The 16,954-nt window shown below is 67.2% G+C and carries 18 protein-coding genes and 2 tRNA genes; 9 read left to right on the forward strand and 11 right to left on the reverse strand.

Features of this window, described 5'->3' with window-relative positions:
- Positions 1-53: 53 nt before the first annotated feature.
- The 3 genes from rsfS to AMS67_RS01625 all read left to right on the forward strand — a co-directional run bounded on the left by rsfS (position 54) and on the right by AMS67_RS01625 (position 1,972).
- Positions 54-440 (forward strand): ribosome silencing factor, encoded by a 387-nt coding sequence (gene rsfS, locus AMS67_RS01615; protein WP_075201173.1) that lies wholly within the window; start codon positions 54-56, stop codon positions 438-440.
- A gap of 88 nt (positions 441-528) precedes the next feature.
- Positions 529-604, forward strand: a tRNA-Ala gene (locus AMS67_RS01620).
- Positions 605-745: 141 nt separating this feature from the next.
- The gene (locus AMS67_RS01625) at positions 746-1,972 is read left to right on the forward strand and encodes a serine hydrolase domain-containing protein (protein ID WP_053385811.1); all 1,227 of its coding nucleotides are present in this window, start codon (positions 746-748) and stop codon (positions 1,970-1,972) included.
- Between the two features lie 3 nt (positions 1,973-1,975).
- Here the strand turns inward: AMS67_RS01625 and AMS67_RS01630 are convergent, their stop codons facing one another.
- From AMS67_RS01630 to AMS67_RS01645, 4 genes are all read right to left on the reverse strand, one after another.
- Positions 1,976-3,958 carry an APC family permease gene (locus AMS67_RS01630; RefSeq protein WP_370726577.1) on the reverse strand — a complete coding sequence of 661 codons (1,983 nt, stop codon included), beginning with the start codon at positions 3,956-3,958 and terminating at the stop codon, positions 1,976-1,978.
- A gap of 84 nt (positions 3,959-4,042) precedes the next feature.
- Complete coding sequence (locus AMS67_RS01635) at positions 4,043-4,924, reverse strand: metal ABC transporter permease (protein WP_053385812.1); 882 nt, start codon at positions 4,922-4,924, stop codon at positions 4,043-4,045.
- Positions 4,921-5,670 carry a metal ABC transporter ATP-binding protein gene (locus AMS67_RS01640; protein WP_053385813.1) on the reverse strand — a complete coding sequence of 250 codons (750 nt, stop codon included), beginning with the start codon at positions 5,668-5,670 and terminating at the stop codon, positions 4,921-4,923. The genes AMS67_RS01635 and AMS67_RS01640 overlap by 4 nt, the downstream gene beginning before the upstream one ends.
- Positions 5,667-6,638: a metal ABC transporter substrate-binding protein gene (locus AMS67_RS01645; protein WP_053385814.1), complete on the reverse strand. Its 972-nt coding sequence runs from the start codon at positions 6,636-6,638 to the stop codon at positions 5,667-5,669. The genes AMS67_RS01640 and AMS67_RS01645 overlap by 4 nt, the downstream gene beginning before the upstream one ends.
- A gap of 123 nt (positions 6,639-6,761) precedes the next feature.
- Between AMS67_RS01645 and AMS67_RS17800 the strand changes: the two genes are divergently transcribed.
- Together AMS67_RS17800 and AMS67_RS01655 are read left to right on the forward strand one after the other, a co-directional pair.
- Complete coding sequence (locus AMS67_RS17800) at positions 6,762-7,205, forward strand: fluoride efflux transporter FluC (RefSeq protein WP_053385815.1); 444 nt, start codon at positions 6,762-6,764, stop codon at positions 7,203-7,205.
- The gene (locus AMS67_RS01655; protein WP_053385816.1) at positions 7,202-7,573 is read left to right on the forward strand and encodes a fluoride efflux transporter FluC; all 372 of its coding nucleotides are present in this window, start codon (positions 7,202-7,204) and stop codon (positions 7,571-7,573) included. The genes AMS67_RS17800 and AMS67_RS01655 overlap by 4 nt, the downstream gene beginning before the upstream one ends.
- Before the next feature lie 41 nt (positions 7,574-7,614).
- On the opposite strand, the gene pdxY is transcribed toward AMS67_RS01655, so the two are convergent.
- From pdxY to AMS67_RS01670, 3 genes are all read right to left on the reverse strand, one after another.
- Positions 7,615-8,466: a pyridoxal kinase PdxY gene (pdxY, locus tag AMS67_RS01660; protein WP_053385817.1), complete on the reverse strand. Its 852-nt coding sequence runs from the start codon at positions 8,464-8,466 to the stop codon at positions 7,615-7,617.
- A gap of 97 nt (positions 8,467-8,563) precedes the next feature.
- On the reverse strand, positions 8,564-9,046 hold the full coding sequence (locus AMS67_RS01665) for a pyridoxamine 5'-phosphate oxidase family protein (RefSeq protein ID WP_053385818.1): 483 nt from the start codon (positions 9,044-9,046) through the stop codon (positions 8,564-8,566).
- An 81-nt stretch (positions 9,047-9,127) separates the two neighbouring features.
- On the reverse strand, positions 9,128-10,531 hold the full coding sequence (locus AMS67_RS01670) for an FAD-binding oxidoreductase (RefSeq protein WP_241487956.1): 1,404 nt from the start codon (positions 10,529-10,531) through the stop codon (positions 9,128-9,130).
- A 78-nt stretch (positions 10,532-10,609) separates the two neighbouring features.
- On the opposite strand from AMS67_RS01670, the gene gluQRS reads away from it, so the two are divergent.
- The gene (gluQRS, locus tag AMS67_RS01675; protein ID WP_053385819.1) at positions 10,610-11,545 is read left to right on the forward strand and encodes a tRNA glutamyl-Q(34) synthetase GluQRS; all 936 of its coding nucleotides are present in this window, start codon (positions 10,610-10,612) and stop codon (positions 11,543-11,545) included.
- On the opposite strand, the gene AMS67_RS01680 is transcribed toward gluQRS, so the two are convergent.
- Positions 11,535-11,879 carry a spore germination protein GerW family protein gene (locus AMS67_RS01680; protein WP_053352971.1) on the reverse strand — a complete coding sequence of 115 codons (345 nt, stop codon included), beginning with the start codon at positions 11,877-11,879 and terminating at the stop codon, positions 11,535-11,537. The genes gluQRS and AMS67_RS01680 overlap by 11 nt on opposite strands.
- Before the next feature lie 23 nt (positions 11,880-11,902).
- A complete protein-coding gene (locus AMS67_RS01685) occupies positions 11,903-12,730 on the reverse strand; it encodes an SGNH/GDSL hydrolase family protein (protein ID WP_053385820.1) in 828 nt (275 codons plus the stop codon).
- 122 nt (positions 12,731-12,852) lie between these two features.
- Here AMS67_RS01685 and AMS67_RS01690 point away from each other — a divergent pair, with 122 nt between their 5' ends.
- From AMS67_RS01690 to AMS67_RS01700, 3 genes are all read left to right on the forward strand, one after another.
- A complete protein-coding gene (locus AMS67_RS01690; RefSeq protein ID WP_053385821.1) occupies positions 12,853-14,664 on the forward strand; it encodes a DEAD/DEAH box helicase in 1,812 nt (603 codons plus the stop codon).
- A 10-nt stretch (positions 14,665-14,674) separates the two neighbouring features.
- Complete coding sequence (ybaK, locus tag AMS67_RS01695; RefSeq protein ID WP_206541728.1) at positions 14,675-15,178, forward strand: Cys-tRNA(Pro) deacylase; 504 nt, start codon at positions 14,675-14,677, stop codon at positions 15,176-15,178.
- Positions 15,179-15,286: 108 nt separating this feature from the next.
- Positions 15,287-15,371 (forward strand) — tRNA-Leu (locus AMS67_RS01700).
- 50 nt (positions 15,372-15,421) lie between these two features.
- On the opposite strand, the gene AMS67_RS01705 is transcribed toward AMS67_RS01700, so the two are convergent.
- Together AMS67_RS01705 and AMS67_RS01710 are read right to left on the reverse strand one after the other, a co-directional pair.
- Positions 15,422-16,333 carry an EamA family transporter gene (locus AMS67_RS01705; RefSeq protein ID WP_241487957.1) on the reverse strand — a complete coding sequence of 304 codons (912 nt, stop codon included), beginning with the start codon at positions 16,331-16,333 and terminating at the stop codon, positions 15,422-15,424.
- Positions 16,326-16,931 (reverse strand): helix-turn-helix domain-containing protein, encoded by a 606-nt coding sequence (locus tag AMS67_RS01710; RefSeq protein ID WP_053385823.1) that lies wholly within the window; start codon positions 16,929-16,931, stop codon positions 16,326-16,328. Before AMS67_RS01710 ends, AMS67_RS01705 begins: the two co-directional genes overlap by 8 nt.
- Positions 16,932-16,954: the final 23 nt, after the last annotated feature.

Genomic DNA, 16,954 nt, shown 5'->3' on the forward strand with positions numbered 1-16,954 from the left:
CACTTCTGAACGAAGGAAATGAACTGAACGCAGCAGCTGCTCAGACCCGGGACGTGCGCGCCGATGTGCGCACGGCCGTGATCGCCGCCGACGAGAAGGGCGCGACGGCACCGGTCGCACTCGAAGTGACCGAGCAATTCGGTCTCGCCGATGTCTTCCTGATCGTCACGGGCGCCGTGGAGCGCAACGTGCAAGCGATCTCCGACGGCATCGAGGACGCACTCAATAAGTCCGGCGTGCGCACCGTGCGCCGTGAGGGCCGTGAGAGCGGACGCTGGGTGCTGCTCGATTTCGGTGACTTGATCGTGCACGTCTTCCATCGCGAGGAGCGCGACTTCTATCAGCTCGAGAAGCTGTGGCAAGACGCGCCGCTCATCGACACGGCCGAGATGCTGCCGGCTCGAGAGTCCGACGCAGGCGCAGTCGGCGCCGAGTCGTGACGCGCCCGGGAACGCCCGATTTGGCTACCTCCCGGTCACATACGGTAAAGTAAAAGAGTTGTCGGGCGAGCATTCGTTCGACTTCCACGGGTCTATGGCGCAGCTGGTAGCGCACCTGCATGGCATGCAGGGGGTCAGGGGTTCGAGTCCCCTTAGATCCACCAAATGAATGCCCCGCTTCGGCGGGGCATTTGTGTTTTTCGAGGGTGTTGTCGAATCGATGCTTGCCCTCTCGCGAGTGCTCACTCACACTTGACGCATAACGTGGTCATGGGAATCACGTGTGATGCTTGGGGAGACTCACGATGACGCTGCACCCGCACCCGCGCACGTACTTGCACTCACGTTCACTCCGCCGGGCCGCGCGTGCGATCCCCGCGCTCCTCATTGTCGCGACACTCGCCGCCTGCGGGAGCGCGTCGGGCGCGCCACAGAGCGGTGCTGGCGATGCAATCGCCGAAACCGAAAGCAGCAGCGCAGCGGTCGAGCGCCCGGCTGCACCCGAGGGCGAACTGCCCACGTCTCTGCAGCAGCAACTGGAAGCTGCGCTGGAGGCGACAATGCAGGAGTACGGGGTGCCCGGTGCAGCGGCCGGGGTCTGGATCGACGGCGAGGGATCGTGGACGGCGGCGAGCGGGGTCGCCGACGTCGATGCGAAGTCGCCCGTCAGTACGGACATGGTGTGGCCGATCCGGAGCATCACGAAGTCGTATACGGTCACCCTGATTCTGCAGCTCGCGGACGCCGGCAAGCTGAACCTCGACGACACGATCGATCAGTATGTCGATGGAGTGACGAATGGCGACCGTATCACGCTGCTCGAGCTCGCGAACATGTCGAGCGGCAACGCCGACTACGTGAACGACGCGTTCGTCGCCGACTTCGCGACGCACCCTGACCACGTTTACACGATCGATGAACTGAACGTCTTCGTGATCGACCAGCCGGCACAGTTCGAGCCCGGCTCGAAGTACCTGTACACCAACGCGAACACGAATCTGCTCGGCGCCGTCGTCGAGAAGGTCACGGGCAAGCCGTACGCTGAGGCGCTGGATGAGATGATCCTCTCGCCGCTCGAGCAGAGCGGTACGACGTACCTGGGGAGCGGCGATGACTGGGCTGCTCCGCACGCGACCGGGTACATCCCGAAAGCGGATGGGCTCGAGCCGCAGGACGAGACGCCATCGATTCTCGGCGCGGCCGGTGCGTTGTTCTCGACGCTCGAGGACGGTCGCGTTTGGGCCCACACGCTCGGGAGCGGCGCACTGCTCGACCCCGCCACGCAGGAGCTGCGCCGCGAGGGGCATGCGATCCCGAAGCCGCCGTACGACACCTACGGCGCAGGCATGGGGCACACCGGCGACTGGTGGGGGCATAACGGTGAAGGCTTGGGCTTCACCGCGGCAACATTCTTCAACCCCGATCTGAATGCCAGCATCGTCGTCTACATGAACGCCTCCAACGTGGAAGCCGGGCACCCCGCCGATGCCGCCTTCCGCGCGCTGGCGCAGGTGGTCGAATCGGCGAATTAGCCCCTACGACACGTGCACCCAGGGGCGACGTGTGAGGTCGGGTTCGGCCTCCCGAAGTACCTCGCGCGTCATCGGAGCGATCTCTCCCTCGCCGAAGAGCAGGAATCGCAGCAGGTTGGCGAGCGGATTGCCCTCGGTCCAACGGAAGAAGATGTGCGGGGTGCAGCGCAGATCCTGCCGCAGGTGCAACGCGACGGCCGCGATGCCGTTCGGCACCGTGCTGCCGTGCGCGGTAAGAATTCGGTATCCGTGCCGCTCGACCCCCTCGACGAGCAGTTCGTTCTCGAAATCCGAGCTGTCCGAGACCACGATCTCGATGAATAAGACATCGTCGTCGGGGAGTCGGTGCGCCACGCGCGCGTGTTCGAGCTTGGCGCGGTACCGCTCGGCGCTGAGGTCGTTGGGTTCATGCGCGATGAGTCGCACGATGCCGCCCGGAGCCTGATCGATGAATGCCTGCGCACTCGGGGTCAGGCGCACCGCGGTCGCGCGGAGTTCGGTCGACCGCTTCACTCGTGAGAAGAAGCTGACGACGATGATGCCCACGATGAAGCAAGCGGCGATTTTGATGCCGTCGGGCCGTTCGATAATGTTGGCGATGGTCGTATAGACGAACACCACCGAAACGATGCCGAACCCGATCGTCGCCCCGCGTTGCGAGCGGCGGCGTGCGGCGAGCGTCACGGCGATGGCGGCCGAGGTGATCAGTACGAGCACGCCGGTGGCGTAGGCGCCGCCCTGCGCGTCGACGCTCGCCTCGAAGATCACGGTGATGAAGAATGCGACCGCCGTGAACACGAGCACGAGTGGGCGGGTTGCTCGTGCCCACGTCGGCGCCATGCCGTAGTGCGGCAGGTAGCGGGGAACGAGGTTGAGCAGGCCGGCCATCGCCGAGGCGCCGGCAAACCAGAGGATTGCGATCGTGATCAGATCGTATGCCGTGCCAAACCCCTCGCCGAGGTAGGTGTGCGCGAGGTACGCCAGTGCGCGCCCGTTCGCCGCACCGCCCGGTTGAAACTCCGCAGCGGGAATGAGCGCGACGGTCGTGATCGACGAGGTGATCAAGAATCCGCTCATGATCAGTGCCGACGTCGTCAGCAATCGCTTGGCGCCGCGAATGCGGCCGGTCGGTTGCAACTCGGTGTCGCCGGGGTCGCCCTTGATCTGCGGCATCACGGCCACGCCGGTCTCGAATCCGGACAGGCCGAGAGCGAGTTTCGGGAAGACGACCAGCGCTACCGCGACAACGAAGAGCGGGTTGCCGTGCTGCGTGGTGAGCACGCTCCACCAGTCGCCGAGCATGACGGGGTGCGCGACGAGCTGCACGATCGCGACGACGATGACCACGACGTTCACGATGAGAAACGCGCCGACGAGCACGGTGGCAAGCCGGATCGCTTCGCGGAATCCGCGCAGGAAGACGATGCCGAGGCCGGCGAGCAGTGCGAGTGTGATCACGATCTCTTGACCGTGGAGCGCCTCAGGTGCAAACGGGTTCTCCACCAGGTGCGCCGTGGCATCGGCGGCCGACAGCGTCATCGTGATCATGAAGTCGGTTGCGGCGAACCCGAGCAGGGCGAGCACGGTCAGCTTGCCGCCCCACCGCGGCAGCAGCTTCGCGAGCATGGAGATCGATCCGGTGCCGTGCGGGCTCTCCTCCGCGACCCGGCGATAGACGGGGAGCGCGCCCGCAAGCGTGACCGCGACCAGGATGATGGTGGCGAGCGGCGCCACGGCCCCTGCGGCGAGCGCGGCGATCGCGGGTTGGTAGCCAAGCGTTGAGAAGTAGTCGAGCCCGGTGAGGCACATGACGCGCAGCCAGTGGGTGCGCTGGTGCTGCTCGGGGCGTCCGTGCGGGCCTGGCTGCTGGCCGGGGGAGACCGTGGTGTCGGCGAGGAGCCAACGACGCAGGCGGGTTCGCGCATCGCGCCACGGAGCACCCAGGGTGGGGGCTTCGAGCGATGATGCGTTTGCGAAGGTGTGCATGTCACTATCGAACACCCCGAGGGGTGCCGTATGGAAGATCCTTACGGTTTCCATACGGGGCGCGAGCCCCTGCATACGGAGTCCTTACGCGGCGGTGGCGCGCTGGCCACGGGTGGCACGTGCTCGACGCGTCAGTGCGCGGATGAGCACGCCCTGGCGAGGGCTGAACAGGTACACGAGGGTGAACGCGGCGCCCTGCACGAGAATCACGAGACCACCGGATGCGGCGTCGAGCCAGTAGCTCACGAGGATGCCGATGACGGAACAGGCCGCCGAGAGGATCGGCGCGATGATGAGCATGCGCCCGAATCGGTCGGTGAGGAGATACGCGGTGGCCCCCGGGATGATGAGCATCGCGACGACGAGGATCACCCCGACGACTTGGAGGGCGACGACTGCGGTGAGTGCGAGCAGGCCCAGCAGGAGTGCGCCGAGCGCTCGCGGATTGAGGCCGATGGCGTGCGCGTGGGTCGGGTCGAAAGCGAAGAGCGTCAGGTCGCGTCGTTTGATGATGAGGATCGCGAACGCAATCGCCGCCAGCACGCCGATCTGCAGGAGGTCGCCATCGGAGACGCCGAGGATATTCCCGAAGACGATGTGGCTCAGATCGGTCTGACTCGGGATCACCGAGATGAGTACGAGGCCGAGCGCGAAGAGGGTGGTGAAGACAATGCCGATCGCCGCGTCTTCTTTCACGCGACTCGTATCCCGGATGGCGCCGATGAGTGCGACGGCGAGGAATCCGAAGATGAGTGCTCCGAGGGCGAACGGGGCACCGACCAGGTAGGCGAGCACCACGCCAGGGAGCACGGCGTGCGACACCGCGTCGCCCATGAGCGACCAGCCGGTGAGCACGAGCCAGCACGACAGCAGCGCACAGACAACTGCGGCGATGACGGTTGTGATGAGCGCACGAATCATGAAGTCGTACTGGAGAGGTTCGAGCAGGTAGTCGAGCGGGTTCATGCGGCGGCCTCCGGAGACGTGACGTCGCCAAGCCCGAAGGCGCGTGCGAGTTGCGGGGGATCGAGCGCGTCGGCGACCGCGCCGTGGAAGAGCACGCGACGCAGCAGCAGGGCGGCGTCGTCGGCGAGTGCGGGCAGTGCGTGCAGGTCGTGAGTCGACATGAGCACCGTGCGCCCGGATTCGGCCAGTTCGCGCAGCAGCCTGACGATGGTCGCCTCACTGCGCTGGTCGACCCCGGAGAACGGTTCGTCGAGCAGCAGGATCTCGGCGTCTTGTGCGATGCAGCGGGCCACGAACGCGCGCTTCTTCTGGCCTCCCGACAACTTGCCGATCTGCCGTTCGGCGAGGTCGCCGAGGTCGACGCGTTCAAGCGCGTCGGCGACCGCGCGGCGGTCGCTCGCCCGAGCGCGACGCGTCGCCCCGAGTGAGCCGTAGCGGCCCATCATGACGACGTCGGCGACGGACACCGGAAACGCCCAGTCCACATCCTCGCTCTGCGGCACGTAGGCGACGATGCCGCGCTTCCGGGCGACAGCTGGGGCGAGGCCGGCGAGGCGAGCCGTGCCCTGCTCGGGGCGAATCGCACCCATGATGGTTTTGAACAGCGTCGACTTGCCGGAGCCGTTCATGCCGATGAGCCCGGTCACGCCCCCGGCAGGCACGTCGAGCGACGCTGCGTCGAGCGCGAGTACGTCGCCGTAGCGTACGGTGACGCGATCGACGGAGATCGCGGGAGAGGTGGTCATGCTGATCCCTTCGTGCCGTGCAGGGCGGCGGCAATGGTGTCGGCGTCGTAGGTGAGGAGGTCGAGGTAGGTAGGGACCGGGCCGTCGGGAAGCGAGAGCGAGTCGACGTACAGCGTGCCGCCGAAGCGGGCGTCGGTGCTCGTCACCACCTGCTGCATGGGACGATCGGAAACCGTCGACTCGCAGAACACCGCCGGTACGTCATGCGTGCGCACGAATTCGATCGTGCCGGCGATCTGCTGGGGCGTCGCCTGTTGTTCGGCGTTCACCGGCCAGATGTACTGCTCGGTGAGTCCGGCGTCGCGCGCGAGATAGGAGAATGCGCCTTCGCAGGTCACGAGCGCGCGCTGTGCCTCAGGAAGATCCGCCACCGCGTCGCTCAGGCGATCCTGCACCGCCTGCAGCTGTTGGCGGTACACGGCGCCGTTGGCGGCAAACTCGTCGGCGTGCGCGGGGTCGAGGTCGCTGAAGGCGGCAACGATGTTCTCGACGTAGATCTGTGCGTTTGTGGGGCTCATCCAGGCGTGCGGATTCGGTTTGCCCGCGTAGGCGTCGCCGGCGATGTCGATGGGTTCGACGCCGTCGGAGACGACGACGTGCGGCACGTCGGCCTGCGCGACGAATCGGGAGAACCAGGCCTCGAGCCCGAAGCCGTTGTCGAGAATGAGATCGGCCTCGGATGCCTTCGCCACGTCGAGCGGCGTCGGTTCGTACCCGTGGATCTCGGCGCCGGTCTTGGTGATGGAGCGAACGTTGATGCGGTCCCCGCCGACGGTGCGCGCCATATCGGCGAGCACCGTGAACGTGGTGAGTACGACGGGGGCGTCAGGATCGCCATCCCAGTCGTCTTCCGACCAGGTGTCGCGCGATCCCGCACCGCAACCTGCGAGCAGCAGGGCGACGACGGCGAGCGCCGCGGTGCCCAGGCCGATGCGGCGCACGAACGTGCGTCCCGAAAACGAGGTCATGCGACTCCCAAGGTGAGATGGTGCAAATGTCAAAGTTCGGTATGTCGAACTTTTGAATTCAGGTTAGCGCACTAACCGCCGATCCGCGAGGGCCGCCAGGGGGTTGTACACTCGATCACCGTGATGTCTCGCAGCGCGATCCCCGACCTCGGCGTCGTCGCCGTCGGGGGCGCGATCGGCACACTTGCGCGATACGGGATCACCTCGGCGATCGGCGGGCCAGAGTCGACCAATGGCTTTCCGCTCGCCACACTGCTCATCAATCTGCTCGGCGCATTTCTGCTCGGGATGGTCGTGGCGATCGTCACCTCCCGCGGGAGTGCGGGTCGGTGGCGCACGCTGCGCTTGTTGCTCGGCACGGGCGTGCTCGGTGGCTTCACCACGTACAGCCTGCTCGCGACCGATCTCGCGCAGGCCGCCCTCGCCAGCCAATGGGGCGTCGTTGCCGGCTATGCGGCAGCCACCCTCATCGGGGGAGTGATCGCGAGTGGGCTCGGCCTGGGTGCCGGGCGAGCGCTCGCAACGCGTGGCGCGCCCGCAGGTCAGACGGGCGGGGCGGCCTCGTGAGTGCGGGGTGGCTGGCGGTCGTCGTCGCGCTCGCCGGCGGTGCCGGGTCAGCGCTGCGCCACGCCGTCGACACCAGTGTGCCCGTGGGCTGGCGCGAACGGTACCCCTGGGGCATTCTCATCATCAACCTCACCGGCTCGTTCGCACTCGGCTGCGTCACCGGCATGATGTGGGATCACCCGCTGGCCGCGATCATCGGGAGCGGCCTGCTCGGCGGGTACACCACGTTCAGCACGGCGAGCCTCGATACCGCGCAACTGCTGATGGCGCGTCGCTGGGGCGCGGCACTGGTCAACGGAGTCGGCATGCTCGTCGTCGCCGTGGCACTGGCCATCGCCGGTCTGCTGTGCGGGGCCCTGCTGCGCTGAACTGTGCGCGGTGAGGTGAGCGTCACACCTGCCGGCGCGAGCTACCGCACCTGACGCGCGCGGAACCGGAGATCGGGGTGCGCGTACGCGTCTTGCGACTCCACCAGCAGCAGCTCTCGGGATTCGGCCGCGTACGTGCGCTCGAGGAGGGCGTAGACGCTGGCGGTCGTGCGTTCGAGCGCGTCTGCGGCGTCTCCGCTCCGGCGGACATGCGCCGTGAACAGCGCCGCGGTTACATCGCCCGAACCGTTGACCTTGAACGGGATGCGGGGCGTCTCGATGATCCATGCGCCGTCGGGCGTCACCGCGAGCATCTCGATGACGTCGGCCGGTTGTTCAGGGCGATCGACGCTCGTGACGAGCACGGTGCTCGGCCCGAGGTCGCGAGCCCGGTCGACCGCTTCGAGCGTGGAGTCGAGCGTGTCGGGTGTCGTGTCGGTGAGGAAGCCGAGTTCGAACTGATTCGGGGTGATGAGGTCGGCGCGAGGCACGACGCGGTCCTTGATCAGGCGTTGCACCTCGGGCGCCACATGGCACCCCGATTTTGCATTGCCGAGCACGGGGTCGCACGCGTACAGGGCATCGGGGCTGTGGTGCTTCACCCGGGCGACGGCATCGAGGATCGCGTCACCGATGCTGTCGCCGCCCTGGTAGCCCGAGAGCACGGCATCGACACCGGCGAGTCCGCCGCGCTCCTCGATGCCGATGACGATGTCGCGAACGTCGTCACCCGACATCAGCGGGCCGCGCCACGAGCCGTACCCGGTATGATTCGAGAACGCGACGGTATACACCGGCATGACTTCGACGCCGATGCGCTGCAGCGGGAACACCGCGGCCGAATTGCCGACGTGACCGTAAGACACCGAGGACTGAATCGAGAGAACGCGCATGGGTTCGATCCTTGCACTGGTTCAACGGCTGAACCAATACGGGGAAGTTCCCATGGACCAAGAGTCGTGAGTCGACACCGGTGCAAGCCGGCTGCTTCTAGAGTTCGGTCGTTCCCGACTTCCCCGGGCTCTCCTGCCCCAGCACCTTCGCCGCTGCGATCTTAACTGCCGCCATCACGCGACCTCCGGGCACGCCCCAGTACTGCGCAGATTCGCCCGAGACGCGCAATAATCCGAGATTCGGATCGTCGAGCCCACCCTCGAAGTAGGCGTCGACCTCGCCGTCCCAGAGCTCTGCGGCTTTCGTGCGATCATCGACGAACGCGGCCTCGCCCGCTACCGAAAGCCAGCTGCCGGTTTCGGCGAACGCCAGGTTCACCTGAGGGTTCGAACGAATCGCATCCGCTTGATCCCCCTGCAGTCCGATGAAGAACCAGACCGTGCCGTCGTCCGTGATCTGCTGCGGCGTCATCGGATGAGAGACGATCTTGCCCGCGGCGGTCGCAGTGGAGAGCATCACGAAGCGCTCCTCGCGCATGAGTTCGATGACGGTTTCCGGGGTCAGCTCGCTGTGGGTCATATGTGCTCCTTGTCTGGGTGTACCGGGATCACCAGCTTTGCGCGGCCGCATGCTGCTGGGGAGGCGGTTGACAAGGAGGAGTCAAATGGCTCGATGCGGCGTGAGGACGCCCTGGGGGTCGAGCGCGGCTTTGATCGCGCGCTGCACTTCGAGGGCGGTGTCGTCCAGTTGCCACCCGAGCTCGTGGCGCTTCACCGAGCCGATGCCGTGCTCACCCGAGATCGTGCCGCCCAACGACAGGGCGAGGCGCGTGATGTCATCGATCACCGCATCGGCCGCGGCGATGCCCTCGGGCGTATCCGGTGATTCCACGGTGCTGTGCAGGTTGCCGTCGCCGGAGTGCGCCACCGTGGACACGCGCTTGCCGTGTCTGGCCGCGATCTCACCGATCTCGTGGAACACCGTCGCGAGTGCAGCAACGGGCACCCCCACGTCGCAGGAAATCTTCAGGCCACGCGCGTTCAGTGCCGGATTCGAGAGGCGGCGTGCCTCGAGCAGCGCATCGGTTTCCGACACCTCGGTGTCGTCGGCACCCAGTGACGCGCACAGGACGGTGATGCCCACGGCGCGCTGCTCGGCATCGAGCCCCGTCGTCTGGCCCACGAGCATCGCGCCCGCGGGAACGCGCAATCCGCTGGGCTGGAACGACTCGATGATCTCGACGCTCAACGCGTCCATGAGTTCGAGTACCTCAGGGTGCAGGTCGCTGCCCACGATGGCAGTCACGGCTCGGCCCGCTGACTCGAGCGTCGGAAAGCTTGCGCGGAACGTGCGGGGCGTGCCCGGTGCCACTGGCTTGAGGCGCACGGTGGCCTCGGTGATGACGCCCAGGGTGCCTTCCGAACCGACGAAGAGGCGCGTCAAGTCGTAACCGACGACGTTCTTACGGGTGCGCGAACCGGTGCGCAGCACTCGCCCGTCTGCGAGCACGACCTCGAGCGCGGCGACCGAGTCGCTCGTCACTCCGTGCGCGACGCAGCGCAGGCCGCCGGCATTGGTCGCGATGTTGCCTCCTACGGTGCTGATGCGCGCGCTGGCCGGATCGGGCGGAAAGAACAGCCCCAGCTCGCGCGCCGCATCGTCGAGCTCAGCCGTGATCACGCCGGGCTGCACGACTGCCAGACGATTCTCTGCGTCGATGTCGATGATGCGGTTCATGCGTTCGAGCGAGATGACGAGCCCGCCGGCGTATGCCATCGCGCCGCCCGCGAGCCCGGTTCCGGCGCCTCGTACGCTGACCGCGACGCCGGTGCGGTGCGCCCAACGCAGCGCTGTCGCAACGTCTGCGGTCGTCTCCGCGAGCACCACGGCGATGGGGGCGCCATCGAGCAGCGCCCGAGAGGAATCGCGTGCGAACCGAGCAACGAGCTCGGGATCGGCGACCAGTCGATCGCCCAGAGACGTCCTCAGTTCGGCGATCGGTGGCTCCGCACCGCTCGGCTCCGCACCGCTCGGTGCCGCGTCAGGGGTCGGAACAGCATTCACACGGGCCTCCTTGGTCGAATCCCCAGGCTATCGCGGGTGGGTGATCCGGCACCTCGTGCGCATGGGAGGATGGCAGGTATGACATCGCCAGCCGGAGCCGGTCGATACGCGCCCAGCCCCTCGGGTGATCTGCACCTCGGGAATCTGCGCACCGCGCTGCTCGCGTGGTGTTTCGCACGCGCATCGGGGCGACGCTTCCTGATGCGCATCGAAGACCTCGACCGCGCGCGGGATGCAGGAGCGGCTCGGCGGCAACTCGACGATCTCGCGCGCATCGGCATCGACTGGGACGACGAGCCGGTTCAGCAATCGGATCGGGCTGCGGCCTACGCCGCCGCGATCGCGCAGCTGAGCGATGCCGGCCTCGTCTATGAATGCACGTGCTCCCGCAAAGACATTTTGGCTGCGCCGAGCGCTCCGCACGCGCCACCCGGCGCCTACCCCGGCACCTGCCGCGAGCGAACGCCGGCCGAGCGCGCCGCGGCGCGAGCGCGCATTGCGCCGAGGCTGCCCGCCGTGCGGCTGCGCGTACCCGAGGGAACGTCGGCGCCCAGCTTCATTGATCGAGTGCTCGGCCCGGTGCACGGCGATATCGATGATCTCGTGCTGCTGCGCGGCGATGGAACGGTCGCGTACAACCTCGCAGTGGTGGTGGACGATGCTGCGATGGGCGTCGACCAGGTCGTGCGCGGTGACGATCTGGCGCCGTCGACGCCTCGGCAAATTCTGCTGCAGCGTCTGCTCGGTCTGCCCGCGCCGCCCGAAGTCGAGTACGCGCATGTCCCACTCGTGCTCGGTCCGACAGGGGCGCGACTCGCAAAGCGCGACGGTGCCGTCACGCTCGGACAACTGCGCGATGCCGGCGCCTCCGACGGCGAGGTGCTCGGGTGGCTCGCGAGCTCGCTCCATCTGGCACAGCCGGGGGAGCGCGTGACCGCGGCGACGGTACTCAGCAGGTTCGACCCGGCGGCCGTACCGACCGGGCCGTGGACCTGGCGGCCAGCTACTTCTTGAGGGCTCGGATGATGCGGGAGAGCGCCCGCCCGGCGACCCACACGAAGGGCACGCCCACGGCGAGCAGTGCGATGATGTTGGGTTCGAACCGAGTCGTTCCCTCACGGGTGACGTAAGAACCCAGCGGCACGGCGAAACCGCCACCACCACCGCCCGAGCCTTCACCCTGGGCGACGCCCTCGCCGGCACCGGCGCCTTCGCCCGCACCAAACCCGTAGGCCGTGTAGGCCACGGGAATGAGGGTGGTGCCGTCGACCTCGACCGGATCGCCGTACGCCGAGTGGACGCCGACCTGGACGAGGGTGTCTGCGATCTGCTTCGTGAGGTGAGTCATGCGGCCCACCCTACTCGCTCGACCTAGGCTTCGTCAGCCCCGTGACGCGATGCGCGCACCGCCGCAGGAACGGGGCGTTTCGGTTCGATGTGATCGCCCGACGACACGTGCTTGATGCGACGAATGACCCACGGCACGAAGTGCTCGCGCGCCCACACGACGTCCTCGCGCCGGGCCTCGCGCCAATTGCGGATCGGCAGTGGCGGCGGATCGAGCGGCACCAGGTCGTGGGGCACGCCGAGCGCATCCAGTGCCGCGAGGGCGATGGTGTGGTGGCCGAGCGCATTCAGATGCAGTCGATCGCCCGCCCAGTAGCGGCTGTCGTGCAGTTCTTCGAGCGCCCACTGATCGACCACGATGCAGTCGTGCCGCTGCGCGACCTTGCGCACGTTCTCGTTGTAGATCGCCACTTTGCCGCGAATCGAACGGAACACGGGCTGGAAGGCGGTGTCGACTCCCGTGAAGAGCAGAATGGTCGCTCCGCCCACGCTCAGCCGTTCGACGATGCGCTCCAGCTTGGCGGCGACCTCATCGGGGTCGGTGCCGGGGCGAATCACGTCATTGCCGCCCGCGCAGACGCTGATCAGGTCGGGGCGCAAATCGAGCGCGGCCTCCACCTGCTCGTCGGTGATCTGCTGAATCAGCTTGCCGCGCACCGCGAGGTTCGCGTAGGCGAACTCATCGCTGTAGGCGCCGAGTACCTCGGCGAACCGATCGGCCCATCCGCGCAACCCGCCCGGGCTGTCGGCGTCGGGGTCGCCCACGCCCTCGGTGAACGAATCGCCGAGTGCGACGAATCGAGACCAGGGGAGTTCGACGTCGCTCCGGTCGATGCTGCCATCGTGTGCCATTGCTCACCTCGGGGAATTCGGTTATCTACGGGTTCGAATCGAAGAACCCGGCCGTCGCATACGCATCGCACAGGTTCTGCCGAGCGCGCGGCGTTCGGCGTACAGCGATAGTCTAGAACGTCGTGACAGATTCGGACCCGGGCCTCCACCTTCCGGGCACGAGTGCAGCTGAGCACCTGCCCCCCGCGTACCCGGAGCGCGCCGCGCACGGTACTGCCGGCACGCTCCGCGCCTGGCAAGAGGAGGCCATCAAGCGCTACCTCGACGAAAGCCCGCGCGACTTTCTCGCCTCAGCAACGCCCGGTGCCGGCAAAACGACATTCGCACTGCGACTTGCGGCGATCCTGCGTTCGAACCACACCGTGAAGCAGATCATCGTCGTCGCGCCGACTGAGCATCTCAAGACGCAGTGGGCGGATGCAGCGGCGCGAGCCGGCATCAGGCTCAACCCGTCGTATTCGAACAGCGATGGTCTCGCCTACGGGCGCCACTATCACGGGGTCGCCGTCACCTACGCGCAAGTCGCGATGAAGCCGGTGCAGCATCGCTTGCTCACCGAGCACGAAGACACGCTCGTCATCATGGACGAGGTGCACCACGGTGGCGACGCGCTGAGCTGGGGTGACGCCATCCGCGAGGCCTACGGCAACGCGCGCCGGCGCCTGTCGCTCACGGGAACCCCGTTCCGTTCCGACGAGGCGCCCATTCCGTTCGTGCAGTACGCGCCGCAGGGCGACGGTTCCCGGCTCTCGATGACGGACTACGACTACGGGTACGGCCGCGCACTCGCCGACGGGATCGTGCGCCCCGTCATCTTCATGGTCTATGCCGGCAAGATGCGCTGGCAGACGTCGGCGGGCGAAGAGATGGAGGCCGCGCTCGGTGAGGGCAATACCAAAGATGTCACATCGCAGGCCTGGCGCACGGCGCTTGACCCCGCCGGTGACTGGATCGGAAAGGTGCTGCGTGCCGCAGACCGACGCCTGACCGAGGTGCGCCAGCAAATCCATGACGCCGGCGGGCTCGTCATCGCGACGGATCATGCGTCGGCGAAATCGTACGCTCAGCAGCTGCACGACATCACGGGGGAGCCCGTCGCGCTCATTCTTTCGGACGACTCCGGAGCCTCGGAGAAGATCGACGAATTCTCGAAGGGCGAGTCGCGCTGGATGGTGGCGGTGCGCATGGTGTCCGAGGGCGTCGATGTGCCCCGGCTCGCCGTCGGCGTCTACGCAACCAGCTCATCGACCCCGCTGTTCTTCGCGCAGGCGATCGGTCGATTCGTGCGATCACGGCGACGCGGCGAGGTCGCTTCGGTCTTCATTCCGAATGTGCCCGCGCTTATGCAACTCGCCTCGGAGCTCGAAAAAGAGCGCAACCACGTGCTCGAGGGGCCGAAGAGCGCCGAAGAAATGTGGGATGCCGAGGCCGCGCTGATGGCGGAGGCCGAGCGTGGAGATCAGGCGTCGTCTGAACTGCTCGAGGGCGAAGGGTTCACCTACCAAGCACTGTCATCAGACGCGCACTTCGACCGTGCCGTCTTCGACGGTGCCGAGTTTGGCGGATACGCGGAGGTGGAAACCGAGGAAGAGCTCGAGTTCCTGGGCTTCCCCGGGCTGCTCGAACCGCAGGAAGTCGCGGCGCTGTTGCAACAGCGCCAGGCTCGCCAGGCGCGACGCAGTGCGAGTCGCCAGGGCATTCTCGAACACGCGCCCGAGCGGTCGGAGTCGCCCGAGGCGCTGCATCGCACCCTCGGTGAACAGCGCAAGCTGCTCAACTCGCTGGTCGGCATGTACTCGAAGGTCTCGGGTGACGCGCACAAAGATATCCATTCGGAGTTGCGTCGCGTCTGCGGCGGCCCGGCCGTGGCTCAGGCGTCGGTGACGCAGCTGCAGAAACGCATCGAACTGCTGCGGCGGCGTCTGCAACCGTAAGCTGGCCGCTATGGCCAAGAAGCAGTCCGGGGGAGCGTCCACCCCTGCCACCGTCGCTCTGACCCGTGCAAGGATCGCGTTTTCGGCGCACGCCTACACCCACGACCCGTCGATCACCGACTTTGGTCTGGAGGCAGCGCGCGAGCTCGGTATCGCCCCGGAGCGGGTGTTCAAGACCCTGCTCGCCGAGGTCGACGGCTCGCTCGCCGTCGCCGTGGTTCCCGTTGCGGGGATGCTCGACCTGAAGGCTCTCGCGGGCGCCCTCGGGGGGAAGCGCGCCGTCATGGCGGATCCGGCGGTCGCGGAGCGCAAGACCGGCTATGTGGTCGGCGGCATCAGCCCGCTGGGGCAGCGCACGGCGTTGCCGACGGTGATCGATCGCACGGCGGATGCGTTCGACACCGTGCTCGTCTCCGGGGGACGTCGCGGTCTGGACATCGAGCTCGCTCCGGGCGATCTCGCGCGGGCCACAGGGGCGATCCGAGCGGCAATCGGACGCCCATCCGGGCGGTGATGACGGGTCGCAGGGCGCGACGCGCGCGAGATCCCAGGCCGATTCGATTCGCCCCGAGAATTCGTGCTAAGTTATCTTCTGTTCGGCCGATGAAGGTCCGGATCGTTCGCGCGGGTGGCGGAATGGCAGACGCGCTAGCTTGAGGTGCTAGTGCCCGTATTAGGGCGTGGGGGTTCAAGTCCCCCTCCGCGCACGAACGTAAGAGGCTCTCCTTCGGGAGGGCCTCTTTCTCGTTCTCCGACCCTATTCCGAGAGCGGCGCGACGGCAGGATCGCCGACACCCGCGCGGGTGCCCCCGCGTTGAGATGCGACCCCGGCGATCACCACGATCGCGATCCCGATGAACTGCACCGGCCCGGGGGCTTGCCCGAGCACGACCGCACCGAGCAGCAGGCCGATGGCCGGTTCGATGGCCATCAGGGTGCCGAATGCGGTTGGGGTCATGCGCTTGAGTGCGAGCATCTCGAGGCCGAAAGGCAGCACGGGGGCGATGACGGCGAGGCCGAGCGCGATGAGGAGGAACCGCCACTCGAAGTTCGCAGCGAGGCCGGGCACTCCCACTGCGGTTGAGCAGAGCGCTGCGATGGGAATGGTGATCGCGAGCCCGCTGATGCCGGGGAATCGGTCGCCGACCTGCTGCGTCAGCAGGATGTAACTGCCCCAGCCGACTCCCGCGAGCAAGGCGAAGCCGATGCCGGGCAGGTCGGCGGTTCCGTGCCACGGCTCGGTCAGCAACACGACGCCGATGAGGGCGAGCGCCGGCCATGCGATCATGCTCTTCGAACGGCTGCGCAGTGCGGCGACCGCGAGCGGCCCGAGAAACTCGATCGCCACGGCGGTGCCGAGCGGAATGCGGGCGACGGCGGCGAGGAACGCCACGCTCATGAGTGCGCTCGCGGCGCCGAGCCCGAGAAGCGGCAGCAGGTCGCTCCGTCTGATCGATCGCAGGCGGGGGGGAGCGATGAGGAGAAAGATGATGGCGCCCATGGTGAGCCTGAGCCACGCCGTGGTGGCGGGGCCGACCTCGGTGATGAGTGTCACCGAGAGCGCGCTCGACAATTGAATGAGGAACATGGCCGTCACCGCGAGGCTCCAGGGCGGAATGCGCCGCGCCGCGGTCGGGTGGCCGGTGGCGACGGGTGCGCGCTCACGCATGGGGTGACTCCGCACGACGAGCCGCGCCCACGCCGGGTTCGAACACGGTCATGGTGAAGTGTGTCGTCGCATCGCCGTCGTTGCGATACTCGTGAGCGGTGCTCCCGGCGAACGTGATGGCGTCGCCGGGGTGCAACGAGTAATCCGTGCCATCGACGCGCACGTTCAGAGTGCCCTGCAGCACGTGCAGCAGCTCCTGGGTGCCGTCGGTGTGGGGCTCGCTCACGAGCGCGTCGCCGGGTTCCATCGTCCAGTCCCAGAGCTCGACCACGTCAGGGACGTCAGTCGCGGTGAGGAGGGTGCCGACGCCCCCGTGCTCGCCGCGCCAGAAGGCGGTGCCGGATCCGGCCGGAGTGACTCGGGCGATGGCGGGCTCGGGCGGCTGCACCAGGGCAGCGAGCCCGATGCCGAGCGCATCGCTCAGGCGCAGCAGGGTGCCGATGCTCGGATTCACCGCCCCCTGTTCGACGTTGACGACCATGCGACGGCTGACGGTCGCGACGTCGGCGAGCCGGTCAAGGCTCCAGCCGAGCGCGGTGCGTTCTGCTCTCACGCGCTGCCCGATGAGGGAGGCGAGCGCTTCGGGTTCCAGTGACATGAGTGCAGAATAGTGCACTCATG

It is taken from the genome of Leucobacter japonicus (assembly GCF_001273855.1).
GTDB lineage: Bacteria > Actinomycetota > Actinomycetes > Actinomycetales > Microbacteriaceae > Leucobacter > Leucobacter japonicus.